General features: G+C 66.3%; 16 protein-coding genes. 6 read left to right on the top strand and 10 right to left on the bottom strand.

Features of this window, described 5'->3' with window-relative positions; genetic code table 11:
• Positions 1-86: 86 nt before the first annotated feature.
• The 7 genes from AC3WUM_RS15930 to AC3WUM_RS15900 all read right to left on the bottom strand — a co-directional run bounded on the left by AC3WUM_RS15930 (position 87) and on the right by AC3WUM_RS15900 (position 4,948).
• On the bottom strand, positions 87-593 hold the full coding sequence (locus AC3WUM_RS15930) for a DUF3106 domain-containing protein (protein ID WP_492411289.1): 507 nt from the start codon (positions 591-593) through the stop codon (positions 87-89).
• A complete protein-coding gene (locus AC3WUM_RS15925) occupies positions 559-792 on the bottom strand; it encodes a hypothetical protein (protein WP_492411288.1) in 234 nt (77 codons plus the stop codon). Before AC3WUM_RS15925 ends, AC3WUM_RS15930 begins: the two co-directional genes overlap by 35 nt.
• Positions 785-1,174, bottom strand: a complete 390-nt coding sequence (locus AC3WUM_RS15920; RefSeq protein WP_492411287.1) for a hypothetical protein — start codon at positions 1,172-1,174, stop codon at positions 785-787. The genes AC3WUM_RS15925 and AC3WUM_RS15920 overlap by 8 nt, the downstream gene beginning before the upstream one ends.
• Positions 1,171-1,794 carry an RNA polymerase sigma factor gene (locus tag AC3WUM_RS15915; protein ID WP_492411286.1) on the bottom strand — a complete coding sequence of 208 codons (624 nt, stop codon included), beginning with the start codon at positions 1,792-1,794 and terminating at the stop codon, positions 1,171-1,173. Before AC3WUM_RS15915 ends, AC3WUM_RS15920 begins: the two co-directional genes overlap by 4 nt.
• The gene (locus AC3WUM_RS15910; RefSeq protein ID WP_492411285.1) at positions 1,763-2,197 is read right to left on the bottom strand and encodes a hypothetical protein; all 435 of its coding nucleotides are present in this window, start codon (positions 2,195-2,197) and stop codon (positions 1,763-1,765) included. The genes AC3WUM_RS15915 and AC3WUM_RS15910 overlap by 32 nt, the downstream gene beginning before the upstream one ends.
• A gap of 93 nt (positions 2,198-2,290) precedes the next feature.
• Positions 2,291-3,442, bottom strand: coding sequence for a DUF1501 domain-containing protein (locus AC3WUM_RS15905; RefSeq protein WP_492411284.1), 1,152 nt, complete (start codon positions 3,440-3,442; stop codon positions 2,291-2,293).
• A 9-nt stretch (positions 3,443-3,451) separates the two neighbouring features.
• Complete coding sequence (locus tag AC3WUM_RS15900; protein WP_492411283.1) at positions 3,452-4,948, bottom strand: DUF1800 domain-containing protein; 1,497 nt, start codon at positions 4,946-4,948, stop codon at positions 3,452-3,454.
• Between the two features lie 190 nt (positions 4,949-5,138).
• Between AC3WUM_RS15900 and AC3WUM_RS15895 the strand changes: the two genes are divergently transcribed.
• Positions 5,139-6,098, top strand: coding sequence for a beta-ketoacyl-ACP synthase III (locus AC3WUM_RS15895; protein WP_492411282.1), 960 nt, complete (start codon positions 5,139-5,141; stop codon positions 6,096-6,098).
• A 71-nt stretch (positions 6,099-6,169) separates the two neighbouring features.
• The gene (locus tag AC3WUM_RS15890) at positions 6,170-6,685 is read left to right on the top strand and encodes an RDD family protein (protein ID WP_492411281.1); all 516 of its coding nucleotides are present in this window, start codon (positions 6,170-6,172) and stop codon (positions 6,683-6,685) included.
• Between the two features lie 12 nt (positions 6,686-6,697).
• On the opposite strand, the gene lptG is transcribed toward AC3WUM_RS15890, so the two are convergent.
• Entirely contained in the window at positions 6,698-7,762 is a 1,065-nt protein-coding gene (gene lptG / locus AC3WUM_RS15885; protein WP_492411280.1) for an LPS export ABC transporter permease LptG, read from the bottom strand.
• Positions 7,759-8,871 carry an LPS export ABC transporter permease LptF gene (gene lptF / locus AC3WUM_RS15880; protein WP_492411279.1) on the bottom strand — a complete coding sequence of 371 codons (1,113 nt, stop codon included), beginning with the start codon at positions 8,869-8,871 and terminating at the stop codon, positions 7,759-7,761. Before lptF ends, lptG begins: the two co-directional genes overlap by 4 nt.
• A 260-nt stretch (positions 8,872-9,131) precedes the next feature.
• Between lptF and AC3WUM_RS15875 the strand changes: the two genes are divergently transcribed.
• From AC3WUM_RS15875 to AC3WUM_RS15860, 4 genes are all read left to right on the top strand, one after another.
• Positions 9,132-10,643: a leucyl aminopeptidase gene (locus AC3WUM_RS15875; protein ID WP_492411278.1), complete on the top strand. Its 1,512-nt coding sequence runs from the start codon at positions 9,132-9,134 to the stop codon at positions 10,641-10,643.
• A gap of 68 nt (positions 10,644-10,711) precedes the next feature.
• Positions 10,712-11,149, top strand: coding sequence for a DNA polymerase III subunit chi (locus tag AC3WUM_RS15870; protein ID WP_492411277.1), 438 nt, complete (start codon positions 10,712-10,714; stop codon positions 11,147-11,149).
• A gap of 35 nt (positions 11,150-11,184) precedes the next feature.
• Positions 11,185-14,148: a valine--tRNA ligase gene (locus AC3WUM_RS15865; protein WP_492411276.1), complete on the top strand. Its 2,964-nt coding sequence runs from the start codon at positions 11,185-11,187 to the stop codon at positions 14,146-14,148.
• Positions 14,149-14,160: 12 nt separating this feature from the next.
• Positions 14,161-14,565, top strand: a complete 405-nt coding sequence (locus tag AC3WUM_RS15860; protein ID WP_492411275.1) for an FxsA family protein — start codon at positions 14,161-14,163, stop codon at positions 14,563-14,565.
• 16 nt (positions 14,566-14,581) lie between these two features.
• Here AC3WUM_RS15860 and AC3WUM_RS15855 read toward each other — a convergent pair whose 3' ends face one another.
• Entirely contained in the window at positions 14,582-15,739 is a 1,158-nt protein-coding gene (locus AC3WUM_RS15855; RefSeq protein ID WP_492411274.1) for a GGDEF domain-containing protein, read from the bottom strand.
• Between the last annotated feature and the right edge of the window lie 30 nt (positions 15,740-15,769).

Here is a 15,769-nt window from a genome sequence, read left to right as displayed (position 1 = left end):
CCTGCGCATCGTCTGCAGTTGATCGGCCGGCTCGATTCCTCGAGCGGACGCGGCCGATACAGTAACAAACGACGCCACGCCTCACCTCAAGGCGCTTTCGGCACCCCCAGGCAATCGAGCCGCTGATCCGCGTCACCCGGGCAGGCATTGTCGATTCCACCGGGTTGCCTGCTGAGCTCCTGGAAACGCTGGCGGATGCGCTGCCGATCCTCTTTGGGCAGCGTCTTGATCTGTGCATAGCGCGAGCGGACGCGCTCGCGCTCCTGCGGGCTCATCTGGCGAAACTGCTCGCGCCGCTCGATGACGAAGCGGCGCTGCTCGGGCGTCATCTTCTGCCAGCGCTGCAGGCGCGTCCTGGCGCGTTCGCGCTGCTCCGGGTCCATCTTTTCCCAGCGATCCGCGCCCTTGAGCAGGCGTTCGCGCCGGGCTTCGGGCATTGAATCCCAGTTCGATTGCACCGGCGCGAGCAGTTCTTTCTGCTTCGGATCGAGCTCATTCCAGGCCGGAGCCGCCCACAGCGCGGGCGCAAACAGCAGCAGGGCCACGGCGATGCAGGTTTCAACGATCGGTTTGCGCATCGGAATGGGCTTCATCTTGCGTCTCTTCCAGCCGCAAGCGACGGCGCTGCGGGCGTGGTGTGGCGGGAACATGGCTGGGGTCTTCGTCGAGCAGTTCGGCATCCTGCTCGGACCAGTCGCCGAGGAATTCGAGCAATTCCGCCGGCGGCGAAGGCGCCTGCGCCGACTGAGCAGCGGCCTGCGCGCCGACGACGAAAATCAGCGCCTCAAACATGGGCGTCGGGGTCGCCGGCCGGCGCTTCGGAAAGCCAGCGATAGAGATCGAGGTCTTCGTAGAAATCCGCGTCCTCCTCGTCGGTCATGAGGTCGAGCGCATCGGCCGCTGAAACTTCGACCGGCTCGTGCATCGCCTGCTGCCTGGGCGCCCCGAACATCAGCATCGCGACGAGCGCCGCAGCCGCGACACTGCCACCGCTCGCGAGCCACCAGCGCCAGGACGTGAAAGCCGGCTCGAGCGCCCGCTTGCGCGCCGCCGCAAGCTTCGACGCGGTGACGTAATCGAGTGCTTCGGAGTCGCGTAGCCGATCGCGCAGCGCATCGGCGAAAGCACCCTCGCCGCCCGCCTGCCGATCCTTGCCCTGCGTTTCCTCACTCATCGCCACACTCCATCCAAACGAGCCCGCAGCGCCTGCAAGGCGCGCGACAGATGCGTCTTCACGCTGCCATCCGTGCAGCCCATCGCCTGCGCGGTCTGTTCCACCGACAAACCCTGCCAGATGCGCAGCTCGAAGGCTTCGCGCTGGCGCGTCGGCAGCGCGCGCAAGGCCGATTCGAGCACCTGCATCGACTCGCGCTGTTGCAAATGCTCGGCCTGATCGGGCCGTGTTTCGTCGGCGATGCGTTCGATCAGCGCCTCGCGCCCGTCATCGTCCGTGTCGATCGCGGAATCGCGCCAGAAAAACAGGCGACGGTGAATCGCCTGACGGCGCTGCCAGTCGCGAATGCGGTTTTCGAGGATGCGATAGAACAGCGGCGGCCAATCCTGAGCCGGCTTGTCGGCGTAGCGCCGGGCCAGCTGCATCATCGAGTCCTGCACGATGTCGAGCGCCTCGTCGCGATCGCGCGTGGCGATTTCGGCCATGCGGAAGGCACGCCGCTCCACTCCGGCGAGAAAGGCGTCGAGGGTCTGCGAGCGGTTCTGCACCTGCGCAGTGTAGGCCGGCCTCGGCCCGGCGCTGAGCGACTCAGCGCTGACGGCGCTCGTTGCGGCGGTCATAGCGGTCCTCGACGCGATCGCCCTTGTTGTCGAGACGCCGCTCGGCGACGTCGCCACGATGGTCGAGCTTCTGCTCGCGGCGGTCGCCGCGAGCGTCGAGCCGCTGGTCGATGCGATCGCCCTTGTTCTCCAGGCGATCGGCGCGGACTTCGTTGCCGCGATCCTCGGAGCGGTCGGCCGCGCGATCGAGCCGGTTCTCCGCGACGTCACCCCTGCGGTCCAGCCGATCGTCCTGGCGTTCGCCGCGGGCATCGAGGCGCCGATCGATGCGCTCTCCGCGCTGATCGAGTCGCTGGTCGACGCGGTCGCCCGCGTCCTCGGCGAAAGCCGGCGAAACGGAAAGACTCGACGTGGCGGCCAGGGCGGCGATCAGTATCGAGCGAGCTGCGGTTCGGATCATCATGAGAACTCTCCTGTTCATTGCAAGTGAAACACTCTCCATGCGACCTACAACGTGGAAACCCGAACCGCGTTGACACGGATTGAGCGACGAGCCTCAAACGATCGCGAGCGGCTTGTGCGCCTGCGGTTCGAACAGGCTGCTGCTGCCGACGCTCCACCAGCCTCCGAGCACGCCGTTGTAGAGCGAGCGGAAATCCGTCGTCGCCGGAACATCGCCTTCGTCCAGCGCCGCCAAATTCGGCCGCTCACCGAGCAAACCGCCTTTGACGCGCCCACCGAGCACGAAATGCGGAGCCGCCTTGCCGTGATCGGTGCCATTGCTCGCGTTCTGCTGCGCGCGCCGTCCGAATTCCGAGTAGGTCACGATCAGCACCTGATCCCAGATGCCGGCCGCAGTGAAAGCCTGCTTGAGCGCGGCGAGCGTGTCGCCGAGCTGGCGCAGCAGAGCCTGTTGGCGCTGCGGCTGGTTCACGTGCGTATCGAAGCCGGTCAGCGCGATCTTCACGATCGGCGTGGCCGGATCGCCGATCAGCAGGCGCGCGGCTTCGCGTGCGTCGCGGCCGAAAGCGCCTTGCGGGAATTCGCCAGCTGGATGCGGGCGGTTTGCGGTCAGGCCGTGACTCGCCGATTCGATGTCGCGCTGCACGCTCAGGATGCGCCTGAGCGCCGCGTTTCCGCTCCGGCTTTGCAGGGCCTGCACGCCGGCGGATTCGGAAACGAAGCTCGCCGAATCGGCCATCACCACCGGCTGCATGCCCGGCCCGCTGACCGGCTTCGGATTGCGGCCGATCACGATCGCATCGGCCGCGAACGGGCGGCCGAACTGGCGCCTGACGTCGAGCCGCGACAGCCAGCCCTCGTCGCCGAGCACGTTCGGGTCGGTCGCCGTGTCCCAGATTTCGATCGAACGGAAATGCGAGCGATTGGCCGGCGTATAGCCGACGCCCTGGACGATCGCGAGCTCGCCGCCCCTGAACATCGGCATGAGGTTTTCCAGCTCCGGATGCAGCCCGGTGCGCTCGTCGAGCTGCAGCACCGAATCGCGCGGGATCGCAATCTTCGGTCGCAGCTGGGCGTAGAGCGGATCGGCATACGGGATCACGGTGTTGAGCCCGTCGTTGCCGCCGTTGAGTTCGATCAGCAGCAGGCGGCGGATATCCGGGCCGGTCTCGGCGGCGAATCCGGCCGATGGCAGGCTGAGCAATGGGGCAAGCAAAGCGCTCTTGAGACAGTCGCGGCGGTTCATGGCGCGCTCCTATTTCAGCTGATAGACCGGATCGAGCAGCCAGGCCTGCAGGCGATCCGGCGGCTTGGCGCCTTCGACGGGCGGCTGTACGGGCGCGAGCGCGAGCAGCTGGGTTTCGGGTCCACGCGGCGGCAGCTCTTCGGCGATCGCACCGAACTGGCGTTGCAACTGGAGCATCTGCGGGCGCCTGGGACGCTCTGCAGGCTTTTCGGCCATCACCATCCCGTCGTCGTCCGGGGCGGTCGACGGTCCGGCGGTTTCGCGCTCGCCGGGCGTCGGCACATCGCCCGTGATCATCAGCACGAAGTTGCGCCGTTCCAACAGCCAGTTGCTCGTGATCCACTCTTCGCCGCCCGGCCAGCCCTTCACGTTCGGTGGCCCGAACAAGCGCTGGCCCATGCGATCGGCCGCGCGGGCGAGCTGCCTCGGCGGGATCGGCAACCGCAGGCCGCGAGCGGTGCCGACGACGAGTTCGACCGGCGACTTCACGAGCGAGCCGACGCGCGCCTGCTCGATGAAAGCCGGCTGCTTGAACAGGGCCTTGAGCAGCGGGGCGATCTCCCAGTCGCGGCGAAAATCCCGGGCGAGCCCGGCGACCGCCCGCGCATCCGGCGTCGGCGAAACGAACTCGCGCCAGAGATTCTCGACCACGAATTCGGCCGCTCGCGGCTGCTCGAGGATGAGGTCGACGATATCGTCGCCATCGAAATTGCCGCTCCGGCCGAGAAAGCTCTTGCGGCCCTCGTCGAACTGGCGCGGATTGAGTTCGGCGATCCCGGGCGGCACCACTTTCCAGCCGGTGAAGGCCCGCGCCGCCTGCTGGATGTCGGTCTCGCTGTAATGACCTTCGCCGAGCGTGAACAGCTCCAGCAACTCGCGGGCGAAATTCTCGTTCGGGGACTGCTTGCGATTCTGCTGGCCGTTCAGGTACGTGACCATCGCCGGATCGCGAATCACCTCGTGCAGCAGCGCGCGATAGTTGCCGAGCGCGTTGCGCCTGAGCATGACGTTCTGCCGGTACATCAGCTGCATCCAGCGCACGCTCTGAAACGACGACGTGAAACGGTTGGACCAGAACAAGGTCATGCGCTCGGCCAGCGGCGTCGGCGTGTCCAGCATCTCCTGCATCCACCAGGCCTGCAGCTCGGCCACGCGCGGGCGCAGCTGCCTGACGCGCTCCTGGCGCTGCTCCGGCGTCAGCCCCACATCCGGAAAGCGCTCGGCGATCGGCTCGTTCACCCAGTCGGGCGGCGGGGTTGCCGCCACGGTGTGTCTGGCTGCCGCGTCGACTTCGGCATCGACGAGCTCGACGAAGGAGCGCCTGGAAACACTCGCGGGCTGACCGACGACGCCCGAATCGAATCCGACGCGCCGCGAGAATGCCCAGGCATCGCGCGGGGTCAAGCCGTCGACGGCCAAGCGCGAGGCCTGCGCCGATCCGGCGCTGAAACCCACCACGAACGACAGGCCGATCGCGAGGCAAAGCGGTGAAACCCAGACGCTCATGCGCGCACTCCGGAAATCCCTTTCCCCTCCTTACAACGCCCGCAGGGCGCCCAGGTTGACACGCCCGGAGCCGCGCCCGCAGCCGTCGCGGAAGTTGTGTTCGGGTCAGCCGACCGCCAAACTGTCGCCCCTCGAACCGTATCCACAATGATCTCGGCGACCCGTTTTCGCCGGCATCCCGATCGCATCCATGCCCTATTCCCGCATCGTCGGCACCGGCAGCTATCTGCCGGAGAAAGTCCTTACCAATCGCGATCTCGAAGCGGTTGTGGAAACCAGCGACGACTGGATCTTCGAGCGCACCGGCATTCGCCAGCGCCACATCGCCGCCGACGGTGAGCAGACCAGCGATCTCGCGTTCATGGCCGCCCAGCGCGCGCTCGAAGCGGCCAGCGCCTCGGTCGACGAGGTCGACCTGATCATCGTCGCCACTTCGACGCCGGACATGATCTTTCCTGCCACCGCCTGCATCCTGCAGTCCAAGCTCGGGGTCAAGCAGGGCGCGGCCTTCGACATGCAGGCGGTCTGCAGCGGCTTCGTCTACGCGCTCGCCACGGCCGACAAGTTCGTTGCCTCGGGCCAATCCAAATGCGCGCTCGTGGTCGGCGCGGAGACTTTCTCGCGCATCCTCGACTGGAACGATCGCCGCACCTGCGTGCTGTTCGGCGATGGCGCCGGCGCCGTGGTGCTGCGCCCGTCCGAGCAGACCGGCATCCTGTCGAGCCATCTGCATTCCGACGGCCGGCTCAACAACATCCTCTGCGTGCCGGGCCAGGTCCAGAAAGGCGTGGTCGTCGGCAATCCGTTCGTCGAAATGAACGGCCAGGCCGTCTACAAGCACGCCGTGCGCGTGCTCGGCGAAGTGACGCAGGAGGCGCTCGCCGCCAATGGCCTGACGGGCGCCGACCTGCACTGGATGGTTCCGCACCAGGCCAACATCCGCATCATCCGCTCGACCGCCGAAAAGCTCGGCCTGTCGCCCGAGCAGGTGGTGACCACGGTCGAGAAGCACGGCAACACCTCGGCCGCCTCGATTCCGCTCGCGCTCGACATCGCCGTTCGCGACGGCCGTATCCGGGCCGGCCAGAACGTGATCTTCGAAGCCGTCGGCGGCGGCATGACCTGGGGCGCGGTGCTCGCGCGCTGGTGAATGAAGCCGCCGATGCGGCCGGAGGCGGCGCTAGAATGCGCCGCCTTTTTCATATCCGATCCCCACAATCCATGTCCGAAACCGTTCGGCCCGCGCCGGTCTGGCGCCGGCTCGCCGCCGCGATCTACGACGGCCTGCTGCTGGTCGCGCTGTGGATGGTCACCTCGCTGTTCGACGTGATGATCCGCGACGCCGTGAAGCTGGCGCGCAATTTCGCGGCCCTGCAGGTGCTCGAGTTCAGCATCGGCCTGCTGTTCTTCGGCTGGTTCTGGATTCATGGCGGCCAGACGCTCGGCATGCGCGTCTGGCGCCTGCAGGTGCGCCGGCCGGACGGCTCTCCGCTGCGCTGGCCGATCGCGGCGGTGCGCTACAGCGTGATGATCCTGACCTGGACCGCGGTGGTGGTTCCGGCGCTCATGCAGAGTCCGCAGATCGCCTCGCACGTGCACGCCGGCAAGGCGACGGCGGTCTCCGTGATCATTGCGGCCATCGCGGCCGTGATGATCGTGCTCGACGGCCGCAAGCGGGCGCTGTGCGACTGGGCGGCCGGAACCGAAGTGGTCGAGTTGCCGAAGAAAGCCGCTTGAATCGCTGAGCGCTCAACCGACCTTGTTGAGCCGCCACCAGCCCAGCGAGGCGAGCGCGACGGTCGGAGCGCTCGCGGCGAGCACTGGCGGCCAGCCGTAGAGCTGACCGAAATTGGCGGTGACTTCGTTGATGACGTAGAAGCCCACGCCGATCAGCACGCCGATCATGAGCCGCAGCCCGGCGCCGCTGTTGCGCAGCGAGCCGAACACGAACGGCACCGCGAAGAACATCATCGCCATCACCGTCAGCGGCTCGATGAGCTTGCGCCACAGCGTGAGCCGCTGCTCCGACGAATCGAGCTGGTTGTTGTCGAGGTAGGCGATCAGCTCGATCAGGCCCGTCGTCGACAGGCTGCGCGCCTCGAGCACGAACAGCCTGAGCACCTTGGGCTGCAGGCCGCCGTCCCATTCGTAGCGACCGAGCCGGCTGACTTCGGCGTGATCGGCCTCGAACTCGGTGCGCTGCACGTTCGAGAACGTCCAGTGTCCGTTCTCGAACCGGCCGTCCTCGACACTCATCATCGACTTGAGGCTCAGGTTGTCGGCCAGCGTGTAGATCACCGACGGGCCGACGTGATCTTCGGCGATCAGCTTGCGCACGTTGACGATGTGATTGCCGTCGCGCAACCAGACCGGTTTCTTCGCCTCGCCGACGTCGACGCCGTAGCGCGCCCGGCTCTTGTAGCGCTCGGCGGTCTGCTGGCTGCCTGGCGCGATCCATTCGCCGATCACCCAGCCCATGACGCCGAGCACCACGCCGGCCATCAGCGCCGCATAGCCGATGCGGTGGTTCGAAACGCCGGCCGCGCGGATCGCGGTGATCTCGCCCTGCCCGGCCAGGTTGCCGAGGCCCATGAGCGTGCCGAGCATGGCGATGATCGGCAGCAGCACGTGCAGCCCGGCCGGCATGTTCAGCAGCGTGTAGACCGCGAGCTCCTTGAGCCCGTAGTCGCCCTTGCCGGTTCCGCCGAGGTCGGCGACGAAGCTCGTAAAGGTGTAGATGGTCACCAGCGCGAGCGCGACGATGCCGCTCAGCGTCAGGATGTTGCGCACCAGATAGCGGTCGATGCGGTTCAAGCGGCAGCCACCGCCCGGGGCGCGCTGGGCTTGCGAGTCCACCAGTTCTGCCGCTTGCCGATCAGCACCAGCGCCCAGACCAGCACGATGGCGTGTATCCACCAGAGCCCGACGGCCTCGGGAATCTTGCCCTTGCCGATCCAGGACTGGCCCAGGCCGATCAGATTCGAATAGAACAGGTAGACCACCAGCCCGAGCACCACCTTGCCGTAGCGCCCCTGGCGCGGCCCGACGTGCGAGAGCGGCACCGCGAGCAGCGTGAGCAGGAACACCGAGATCGGGGCCGCGATGCGCCATTGCAGCTCGGCGCGATCCTGCGGATCGCTCGAGGCCAGCAGCGCCGAGGTGCTCAGCACACGGCGCTTGTTGTTCGCATAGATGAACTGCGGCGGCGTCACGCGCGTCATGAACTCGTCGAAGCGCACGATCTCGTACATCTTGCTGCCCGGCTGGCCGTCGTAGCGCCAGCCGCCGTAGAGCGTGATCTCGCGATCGCCGGTGACCGTGTTGAGCCGTTGCCGGCCCTCGTTGGCGATGACGATCGAAATGCCGTTCTCGCCGCGCTCGATCTGGGCGAAGACCGCGTTGAGCTTCTCGCGATCCTTGTCGGTCTCGGCGGTGTAGAACACCCCGCGACCATCCGCCACGCTGTTGAAGCGCCCGGACTCGAAAGGCAGGTACTGGATCAGGCGGCGCGCGTCCTTGACGAGGTAATCCGCGGTGCGCCCGGCCCAGGGCCCGATCTGGAAAGCCAGCAACCCCGTGAACACGGCCAGCAGGCCGCCGAGCACGAGATACGGACGGTACAGGCGCAGCAGGCTCACGCCGCAGCCGGTCATTGCGGCGACCTCGTTGTCCTTGTAGAGCCGGCCCAGCGAGAGCATGACGCCAAGCAGCAGCGACACCGGCACCAGGATCACGAGGTACTGCAGGCTCGTGAGCCCGACGATCTTGAACAGCAGGTCGCGCGGCAGCTCGCCGGCCGCGGCGTCGGCGAGCAGGCTCGCGAAGCGCGTCGACAGCATGATCAGCAGCAGCACGACGATGACCGCCAGCCACGACGCGGCGGCGTCGCGCAGCAGATAGCGATCGAGGGTGGTGCCATTCATGAGGGCGCGATTATGCGGGGTTTACGTGAACGCTGTCTTTTGCGAACGCTGGCGCAATCGGGAGGACGTACGGGCACCCGGACTTGGGACATTCTTCACTTATCGCTACACTTTGCGCCCGCTGAACGGCCAAAGCCGGTCAGGCACCAGACTTAGGTAGGGCGAGGAGAACGGGAAGCCATGGAAAACAAGGGCTCCCGCCAGATTGTTCAGGTTTGCATAATCCGACTTTCAGAGCAGGGTTACAGCCCGAGGAAGCGATGGAATATTTCGTCAAGAGCGGCAATCCGGAGAAGCAGCGCGTCTCCTGCGTGATCGTGGGCATCTTCGACCGTCGTTCGCCGACCGAAGCGGCGCAGGTCATCGACGGCGTCAGCGACGGCGCCATCGGCGCGGTCATGCGCCGGGGCGATCTGGACGGCAAGCTCGGCCAGACGCTGGTGCTGCACAACGTGCCGGGCACCTTCGCCGATCGCGTGATGCTCGTCGGCCTCGGCCGCGAGCGCAGCTTCGACGAGAACGCCTTCCGCAAGGCCAACGCGGCGAGCGCCAAGGCGCTGCGCAACACCGGCTCGATCGACGCCGTCTCCTACCTCACGCACCTGCCGCTCAAGGGCCGCGACTTCCAGTGGAACGTCCTGCAGGCCGCGATGAGCTTCGAGGACGCCTATTACCGCTTCGACGACTGCCGTGGCGAGAAGGCACGCGAGGACCTGCCGAGCTACAAGCTCGAGCGCCTGACCTTCGACGTGCCGCGCCGCTCCGACCTGCCGGCCGGCGAACAGGGCCTGGCCGAGGCGCTCGCGATCGCCAAGGGCGTCGCGGTGGCGAAGAACCTCGGCAACCTGCCCGGCAACATCTGCACGCCGAGCTACCTCGCCCAGAGCGCCGAGCAGCTCGGCGCGGCGCACGGCTTCAAGGTCAAGGTTCTCGAAGAGCCCGAGATGCGCAAGCTCGGCATGGGCTCGTTCCTGTCGGTGGCGCGCGGCAGCCGCCAGCCACCCAAGCTCATCGTCATGGAGTACTTCAAGGGTCCGAAGGGCGAAAAACCCATCGCCCTGGTCGGCAAGGGCCTGACCTTCGACGCCGGCGGCATCAGCATCAAGCCGGCCGCGAACATGGACGAGATGAAGTTCGACATGTGCGGCGGCGCAGCGGTGCTCGGCGCGTTCAAGGCGGTGGCCGAACTCGGGCTGCCGATCAACCTCGTCGGCGTGGTCGCCGCGAGCGAGAACCTGCCGGACGGCCTTGCCAACAAGCCCGGCGACGTCGTCACGAGCATGGCCGGCATCACCATCGAAATCCTCAATACCGACGCCGAGGGCCGGCTGATCCTCTGCGACGCGCTGACCTACGTCGAGCAGCAGTACGAGCCCTCGTTCTGCATCGACATGGCGACGCTGACCGGCGCCTGCGTGGTCGCGCTCGGCGCCTATCCGAGCGGCCTGTTCTCGAACACCGCGGGTCTTTCGCGCGCGCTTACGCAGGCCGGCGAACAGATCGGCGACCGCGTCTGGGAGCTGCCGCTGTGGCCCGAGTACGAAGAGCACATCAAGAGCGAGTTCGCGGACATCGCCAACATCGCGACGAGCGGCGGCAACGGCGGCGGAGCCATCATCGGCGCCACCTTCCTGCACAAGTTCGCCAAGAAGATGAAATGGGCCCACCTCGACATCGCGGCGACCGCCTGGAAAGGCAAGCGCTCGACGGGCCGCCCGGTGCCGCTGATCGTGCAGTACCTCATCAACGTCGCGGCGAAGAAGGACGACTGACATGACGTAAGGCGTAAGGAGTGAGGCGTCAAAAGCTTTTCACTCCTCACGCCTCACGCCTCACGCCCATGACCCGCATCGATTTCTACATCCTTCCCGAAGGCGAAGGCGGGACCTCCGCCCCGGCCTTCGTGATCAGCAAGCTTTGCGAGAAGGCCACGCGCGGCGGGGCGCGTGTCTACGTTCGCGTGACGCAGCCGGCGATGGCGGATGAAATCGACAGCAGCCTGTGGACGTTCAACCAGGGCAGCTTCATTTCGCACGAACGCCACCGCGGCGAAAGCGTCGGCGAACCGCATCCGGCCGTGCTGATCGGCGATGGCGAGCCGCCCGAATCGCATCTGGGCATCCTCGTGAATCTCGGCGAGGACGTGCCGCTGTATTTTTCGCGCTTCGATCGCGTGCTCGAGATCGTGCCGGCCACGGTCGCCGACCGCGCTTCGTCGCGCAGCCGCTTCAAGTTCTACCGCGACCGCGGCTACGAACTCTCCACGCATAATCTCTGACGTTTTCACCGCGCCGACGCGGCGCAACGAGCCCCATGGACAAGACCTTCGAAGCCGGCGCCATCGAATCGCGCTGGGCACAGTGGTGGGAACAGAACGGCTGCTACGCGCCGAGCGGCGTTGGTTCGCCCTACTCCATCATGATCCCGCCGCCGAACGTCACCGGCACGCTGCACATGGGCCACGCGTTCCAGCACACGGTGATGGACGCGCTGATCCGCTATCACCGCATGCGCGGCTACGACACGCTCTGGCAGCCCGGCACCGACCACGCGGGCATCGCCACGCAGATGGTCGTCGAGCGCAATCTGAAGCTCGCCGGCGAACCCGCGCGACTCGATCTCGGACGCGAGAAATTCCTCGAGAAAGTCTGGGAATGGAAGCGCTATTCGGGCGGCACGATCGAAGGCCAGATCCGCCGCATGGGCAGTTCGGTGGACTGGAGCCGCAATCGCTTCACGATGGACGAGGGCTATTCGAAAGCCGTCGTCGAACACTTCGTGAGGCTGCATGAAGACGGCCTGATCTATCGTGGCAAGCGCCTCGTGAACTGGGATCCGGTGCTGCTGACCGCGATCTCCGATCTCGAAGTCGTCAGCGAGGAAGAGAACGGCAAGCTCTGGCATTTCCGCTATCCACTCGCCGATGGCTCTGGCCATCTCGTCGTCGCGACGACACGCCCCGAAACCATGCTCGGCGACACCGCCGTGGCCGTGCATCCCGAAGACGAGCGCTACGCCGCACTGATCGGCAAGAGCATTCGCCTGCCGATCGTGAATCGCGAAATTCCGATCGTGGCCGACGACTACGTCGACCGCGAATTCGGCACCGGCTGCGTCAAGATCACGCCGGCGCACGACTTCAACGACTACGCGCTCGGTGCCCGGCACAAGCTGCCGATGATCAACGTGCTGACGCCGGACGCGAAGATTCGCGACTACGCCGAATTCCATTCGAGCGGCGTACACAAGACCGACGACGCGCAGATCGCCGAACAGCTCTCGCGCCTGCCCTACGCGGGGCTCGATCGCTTCGAGGCGCGCAAGAAGATCGTCGCCGAGTTCGAATCGCTGGGCCTGCTCGAGAAGATCGACGATCACAAGCTCAAGGTGCCGCGCGGCGACCGCAGCGGCGCGGTCGTCGAGCCTTTCCTGACCGACCAGTGGTTCGTCGATCTCACGCGCAAGACGCAGCCGGACGGCCGCCCGGGTGGCTACACCGCGATCACGCAGCCGGCGCTCGATGCCTTCACGAGCGGGCGCATCCAGTTCGTGCCCGAGAACTGGATCAACACCTACAACCAGTGGCTCAACAACATCCAGGACTGGTGCATCAGCCGCCAGCTCTGGTGGGGCCATCGCATTCCGGCCTGGTACGACGTCGACGGCAAAGTGTTCGTCGCGCGCAGCGCCTTCGACGCCTTCAATTTGTCGATGGGCGCGCAAGGCGAATTCGCCCTGCTCTCGCTGCTCAAGGTCGCGAGCGACGACAGCACCGACGCCATCAACGACAAGCTGCGCGAGAGCGGCAACGAGCGCTTCTGCCTCAAGCAGGACGAGGACGTGTTCGACACCTGGTTCTCGTCGGACATCTGGCCGATGGCGACGCTCGACTGGCCGACGAAGAACGAGGCGCTCGCCAAGTTCTATCCGAGCAGCGTGCTCGTGACGGGCTTCGACATCATCTTCTTCTGGGTCGCCCGCATGGTGATGATGGGCCAGTACTTCATGAAGGACGTGCCGTTTCGCGAGGTCTACATCACCGGCCTCGTGCGCGATCCCGAAGGCAACAAGATGTCGAAGTCCAAGGGCAACGTGCTCGATCCGCTCGACGTGATCGACGGCATCGCGCTCGACGAACTCGTGAAGAAGCGCACGACCGGCCTCATGAAGCCCGAGACCGCGCCGAAGATCGAAGCCAAGACGCGCAAGGATTATCCCAAGGGCATCGAAGCGGTCGGCGTCGATGCGCTGCGCTTCACCTTCGCCGCGCTCGCCACGCAGGGCCGCGACGTGCGCTTCGACGCCGCGCGTGCGGCGGGCTATCGCAACTTCTGCAACAAGATCTGGAACGCCGCGCGCTACGTGCTCATGAACTGCGAGGGCCAGGACACCGGCCTCGACGCGGCGCTGCCGGTCGAACTGTCGGCCGCCGATCGCTGGATCATCTCGCGCCTGCAGAAAGTCGAGGCAGAGGCGGCCGAACACTTCCGCAACTACCGCTTCGACCTACTCTCGACCGCGCTGTACCAGTTCGTCTGGAACGAGTACTGCGACTGGTATCTGGAGCTGTCCAAGCCCGCGCTGCAGAGCGACAACGAGGCCGCCAAGCGCGGCACGCGGCGCACGCTCGTGCGCGTGCTCGAAGCCTGGCTGCGCCTGCTGCATCCGCTGATGCCCTTCATCACCGAAGAGGTCTGGCAGCAGGTCAAGGCACCGGCCGGGCTGTTCAAGGCCACGCTGGAACAAGAAAGCATCATGGTTCAGCGGTACCCACAAGCGGAAGCTCATAAGATCGACGAAGCCGCCGAAGCCGACATCGAATGGCTCAAGGCCTTCATTCTCGGCGTGCGCCAGATCCGCGGCGAGATGGACATTCCACCCGGCAAGGTCCTGCCGCTGCTGATCCAGAACGCGTCGGACTCCGATGCCGATCGCCTGTCGCGCCTGGCCGCGAGCATCGAATTCCTCGCGCGTGTCGAAACGCCGCGCGTGCTCGGCGCCGAAGACGCGCCGCAGTGCGCGACCGCGCTGCTCGGCACGATGAAGCTGCTCGTGCCGATGGCCGGCCTGATCGACAAGGACGCCGAGATCGCGCGCCTCGAAAAGCGCATCGCGCAGCTCGAAAGCGATGTCGTGAAAGTGCAGGCCCGCGTCGACAATCCGAACTTCGGCAAGGCGCCCGAGGCCGTGCAGCAGCAGGCGCGCGATCTGCTCGCCAAGCAGCAGCAGGATCTCGCCGCGCTGCGCGATCAGCGCGAACGCATCGCGGCGCTCTGATCGAGATCGCAGATGCCGTTCCTGATCATGGCGGTCTGGATCGCGCTCGAAGCCTGGCTCGTCACGCAGGCCGTCGAGCGCATCGGCGGCTGGCCGGTCGCGGCCTGGATCATCGGCGCCGCCGTCGTGGGCGTGCTGGTGATCCGACAGCAGGGCCTGCGTACCTTCCGCGAGCTGCAGGCTTCGGTGGCGCGCGGCGAACTGCCGACTCGGCTCGTGTTCGAAGGACTCATCGTGCTGATCGCCGGAATCCTGCTGATCATGCCGGGCTTTCTGTCCGACATCGTCGGACTGTCGCTGCTGCTGTTCGGGCTGCGCAAGCGGCTCGCGGTGCGCCTCGGCGAGGGCATGGCGAAGGCGCGTCCCGATCTCAAGCAGCCGGTCACGCTAGAGGGCGAGTACCGTCGCAAGTCCTAGGGCTTGCCAGCGCTATCTACTCGGCGAACGCGCCGAGAATGTAGCGATCGCGTCCTTCGCGTTTGGCCTTGTAGAGCAGCTCGTCTGCGCGCTGGAGCACCGCGATCGGCTCGGCCGTGCTGCCGGGCTCGACCCAGGTCACGCCCGCACTGGCGCTGATCGGCACGCGCTCGCCCGAGACCGGATCGATCAGCTCGAGCGAGCGGATGCTGCGCAGCAGGCGCTCGCAGACCATCGGCAGGCTCGCGAGCTCGATGTCGTACCAGAGCACCGCGATCTCCTCGCCGCCGTAGCGCACGCGCAGATCGAGCGGCCTGCGCGCCACCTCGGACAGGATCAGCGCGCCCACGGCGCGCAGTACCTCGTCGCCGAACAGATGTCCGTGGCCGTCGTTGACCTGCTTGAAGTGGTCGATGTCGAGCAGCATCAGGGCCACCAGGCGCCTGTCGCGGCGGGCCTGCGCGAGACGGCTCAGAAAGGCCTGGTTGAACTCCGCTCGAGTCGACAGCCCCGTGAGCGGATCGGTGCGCGCCATCGCGGCCGCATGCGCACTCGCGACCCAGGCGACGCGCGAGATGTATTCGTTCACATAGACGCCGCCGACCGCGATCAGCGTGAGTACTCCGAGCGAGTACAGCTGCATCCAGGTTTCGGAACCTGGCTCGGCCATCGCGTACTGCAGCCAGGCCGTCAGCGCGAAGCATGTCGACAGCCCGGTCGCGATGCGCTTCCAGCCGAAACCGCCGAACAGGGCGATCGAGATCAGCACCGAGCTCACGAGATCCGTCGGAAACGACATCTGCCCGGCGAGCGCGAGTCCGCGCAGCAATACCGGCGCCAGACCCGCCGCGACGATCGAAACACTTTGCAGGACCTGCACGAGCACGATGCGATCGCGCTGGTAGTAGGTCGTCCAGGCGGTGACGAACAGCAAGGCCGCGAGCGCCACCCCACCGAGGCGCAGCGGCGACAAAACCGCGTCACTGACGCGGAAGATCGGCAGAAAGCCCGGAGACAGGGCCAGCATGACACCGAGGATCGCGAACAACAGGCTGCGCGAGAGCCGGTAGGTGCGTCGCTTGGTGGCCCGGTAACTGCTCTCGAGCGAAGATGAAAATACGCGGCTGTAGCCGCGTTGACGGCGAATCGATTCGAGTTCCGACAGCTCGCTCATTCGCTACGCAAGCAAGCGAAACGCGGCGGG

This window comes from Hydrocarboniphaga sp. FW305-C-57, from assembly GCF_058783045.1.
Note: the sequence above shows the minus strand (reverse complement) of the source record. Positions and strands in the feature narration are given on the sequence as shown.

What these genes read in the sequence shown, in the direction of transcription:
- AC3WUM_RS15890 (WP_492411281.1), top strand. Translation starts at nt 6,170, where the DNA reads ATGTCCGAAACCGTTCGGCCCGCGCCGGTCTGGCGCCGGCTCGCCGCC.
- AC3WUM_RS15900 (WP_492411283.1), bottom strand. Translation starts at nt 4,948, where the DNA reads ATGAGCGTCTGGGTTTCACCGCTTTGCCTCGCGATCGGCCTGTCGTTC.
- AC3WUM_RS15920 (WP_492411287.1), bottom strand. Translation starts at nt 1,174, where the DNA reads ATGAGTGAGGAAACGCAGGGCAAGGATCGGCAGGCGGGCGGCGAGGGT.
- lptF (WP_492411279.1), bottom strand. Translation starts at nt 8,871, where the DNA reads ATGAATGGCACCACCCTCGATCGCTATCTGCTGCGCGACGCCGCCGCG.
- AC3WUM_RS15895 (WP_492411282.1), top strand. Translation starts at nt 5,139, where the DNA reads ATGCCCTATTCCCGCATCGTCGGCACCGGCAGCTATCTGCCGGAGAAA.
- AC3WUM_RS15855 (WP_492411274.1), bottom strand. Translation starts at nt 15,739, where the DNA reads ATGAGCGAGCTGTCGGAACTCGAATCGATTCGCCGTCAACGCGGCTAC.
- AC3WUM_RS15925 (WP_492411288.1), bottom strand. Translation starts at nt 792, where the DNA reads ATGTTTGAGGCGCTGATTTTCGTCGTCGGCGCGCAGGCCGCTGCTCAG.
- AC3WUM_RS15905 (WP_492411284.1), bottom strand. Translation starts at nt 3,442, where the DNA reads ATGAACCGCCGCGACTGTCTCAAGAGCGCTTTGCTTGCCCCATTGCTC.
- AC3WUM_RS15875 (WP_492411278.1), top strand. Translation starts at nt 9,132, where the DNA reads ATGGAATATTTCGTCAAGAGCGGCAATCCGGAGAAGCAGCGCGTCTCC.
- AC3WUM_RS15865 (WP_492411276.1), top strand. Translation starts at nt 11,185, where the DNA reads ATGGACAAGACCTTCGAAGCCGGCGCCATCGAATCGCGCTGGGCACAG.
- AC3WUM_RS15915 (WP_492411286.1), bottom strand. Translation starts at nt 1,794, where the DNA reads ATGACCGCCGCAACGAGCGCCGTCAGCGCTGAGTCGCTCAGCGCCGGG.
- AC3WUM_RS15870 (WP_492411277.1), top strand. Translation starts at nt 10,712, where the DNA reads ATGACCCGCATCGATTTCTACATCCTTCCCGAAGGCGAAGGCGGGACC.
- AC3WUM_RS15930 (WP_492411289.1), bottom strand. Translation starts at nt 593, where the DNA reads ATGAAGCCCATTCCGATGCGCAAACCGATCGTTGAAACCTGCATCGCC.
- AC3WUM_RS15910 (WP_492411285.1), bottom strand. Translation starts at nt 2,197, where the DNA reads ATGATGATCCGAACCGCAGCTCGCTCGATACTGATCGCCGCCCTGGCC.
- AC3WUM_RS15860 (WP_492411275.1), top strand. Translation starts at nt 14,161, where the DNA reads ATGCCGTTCCTGATCATGGCGGTCTGGATCGCGCTCGAAGCCTGGCTC.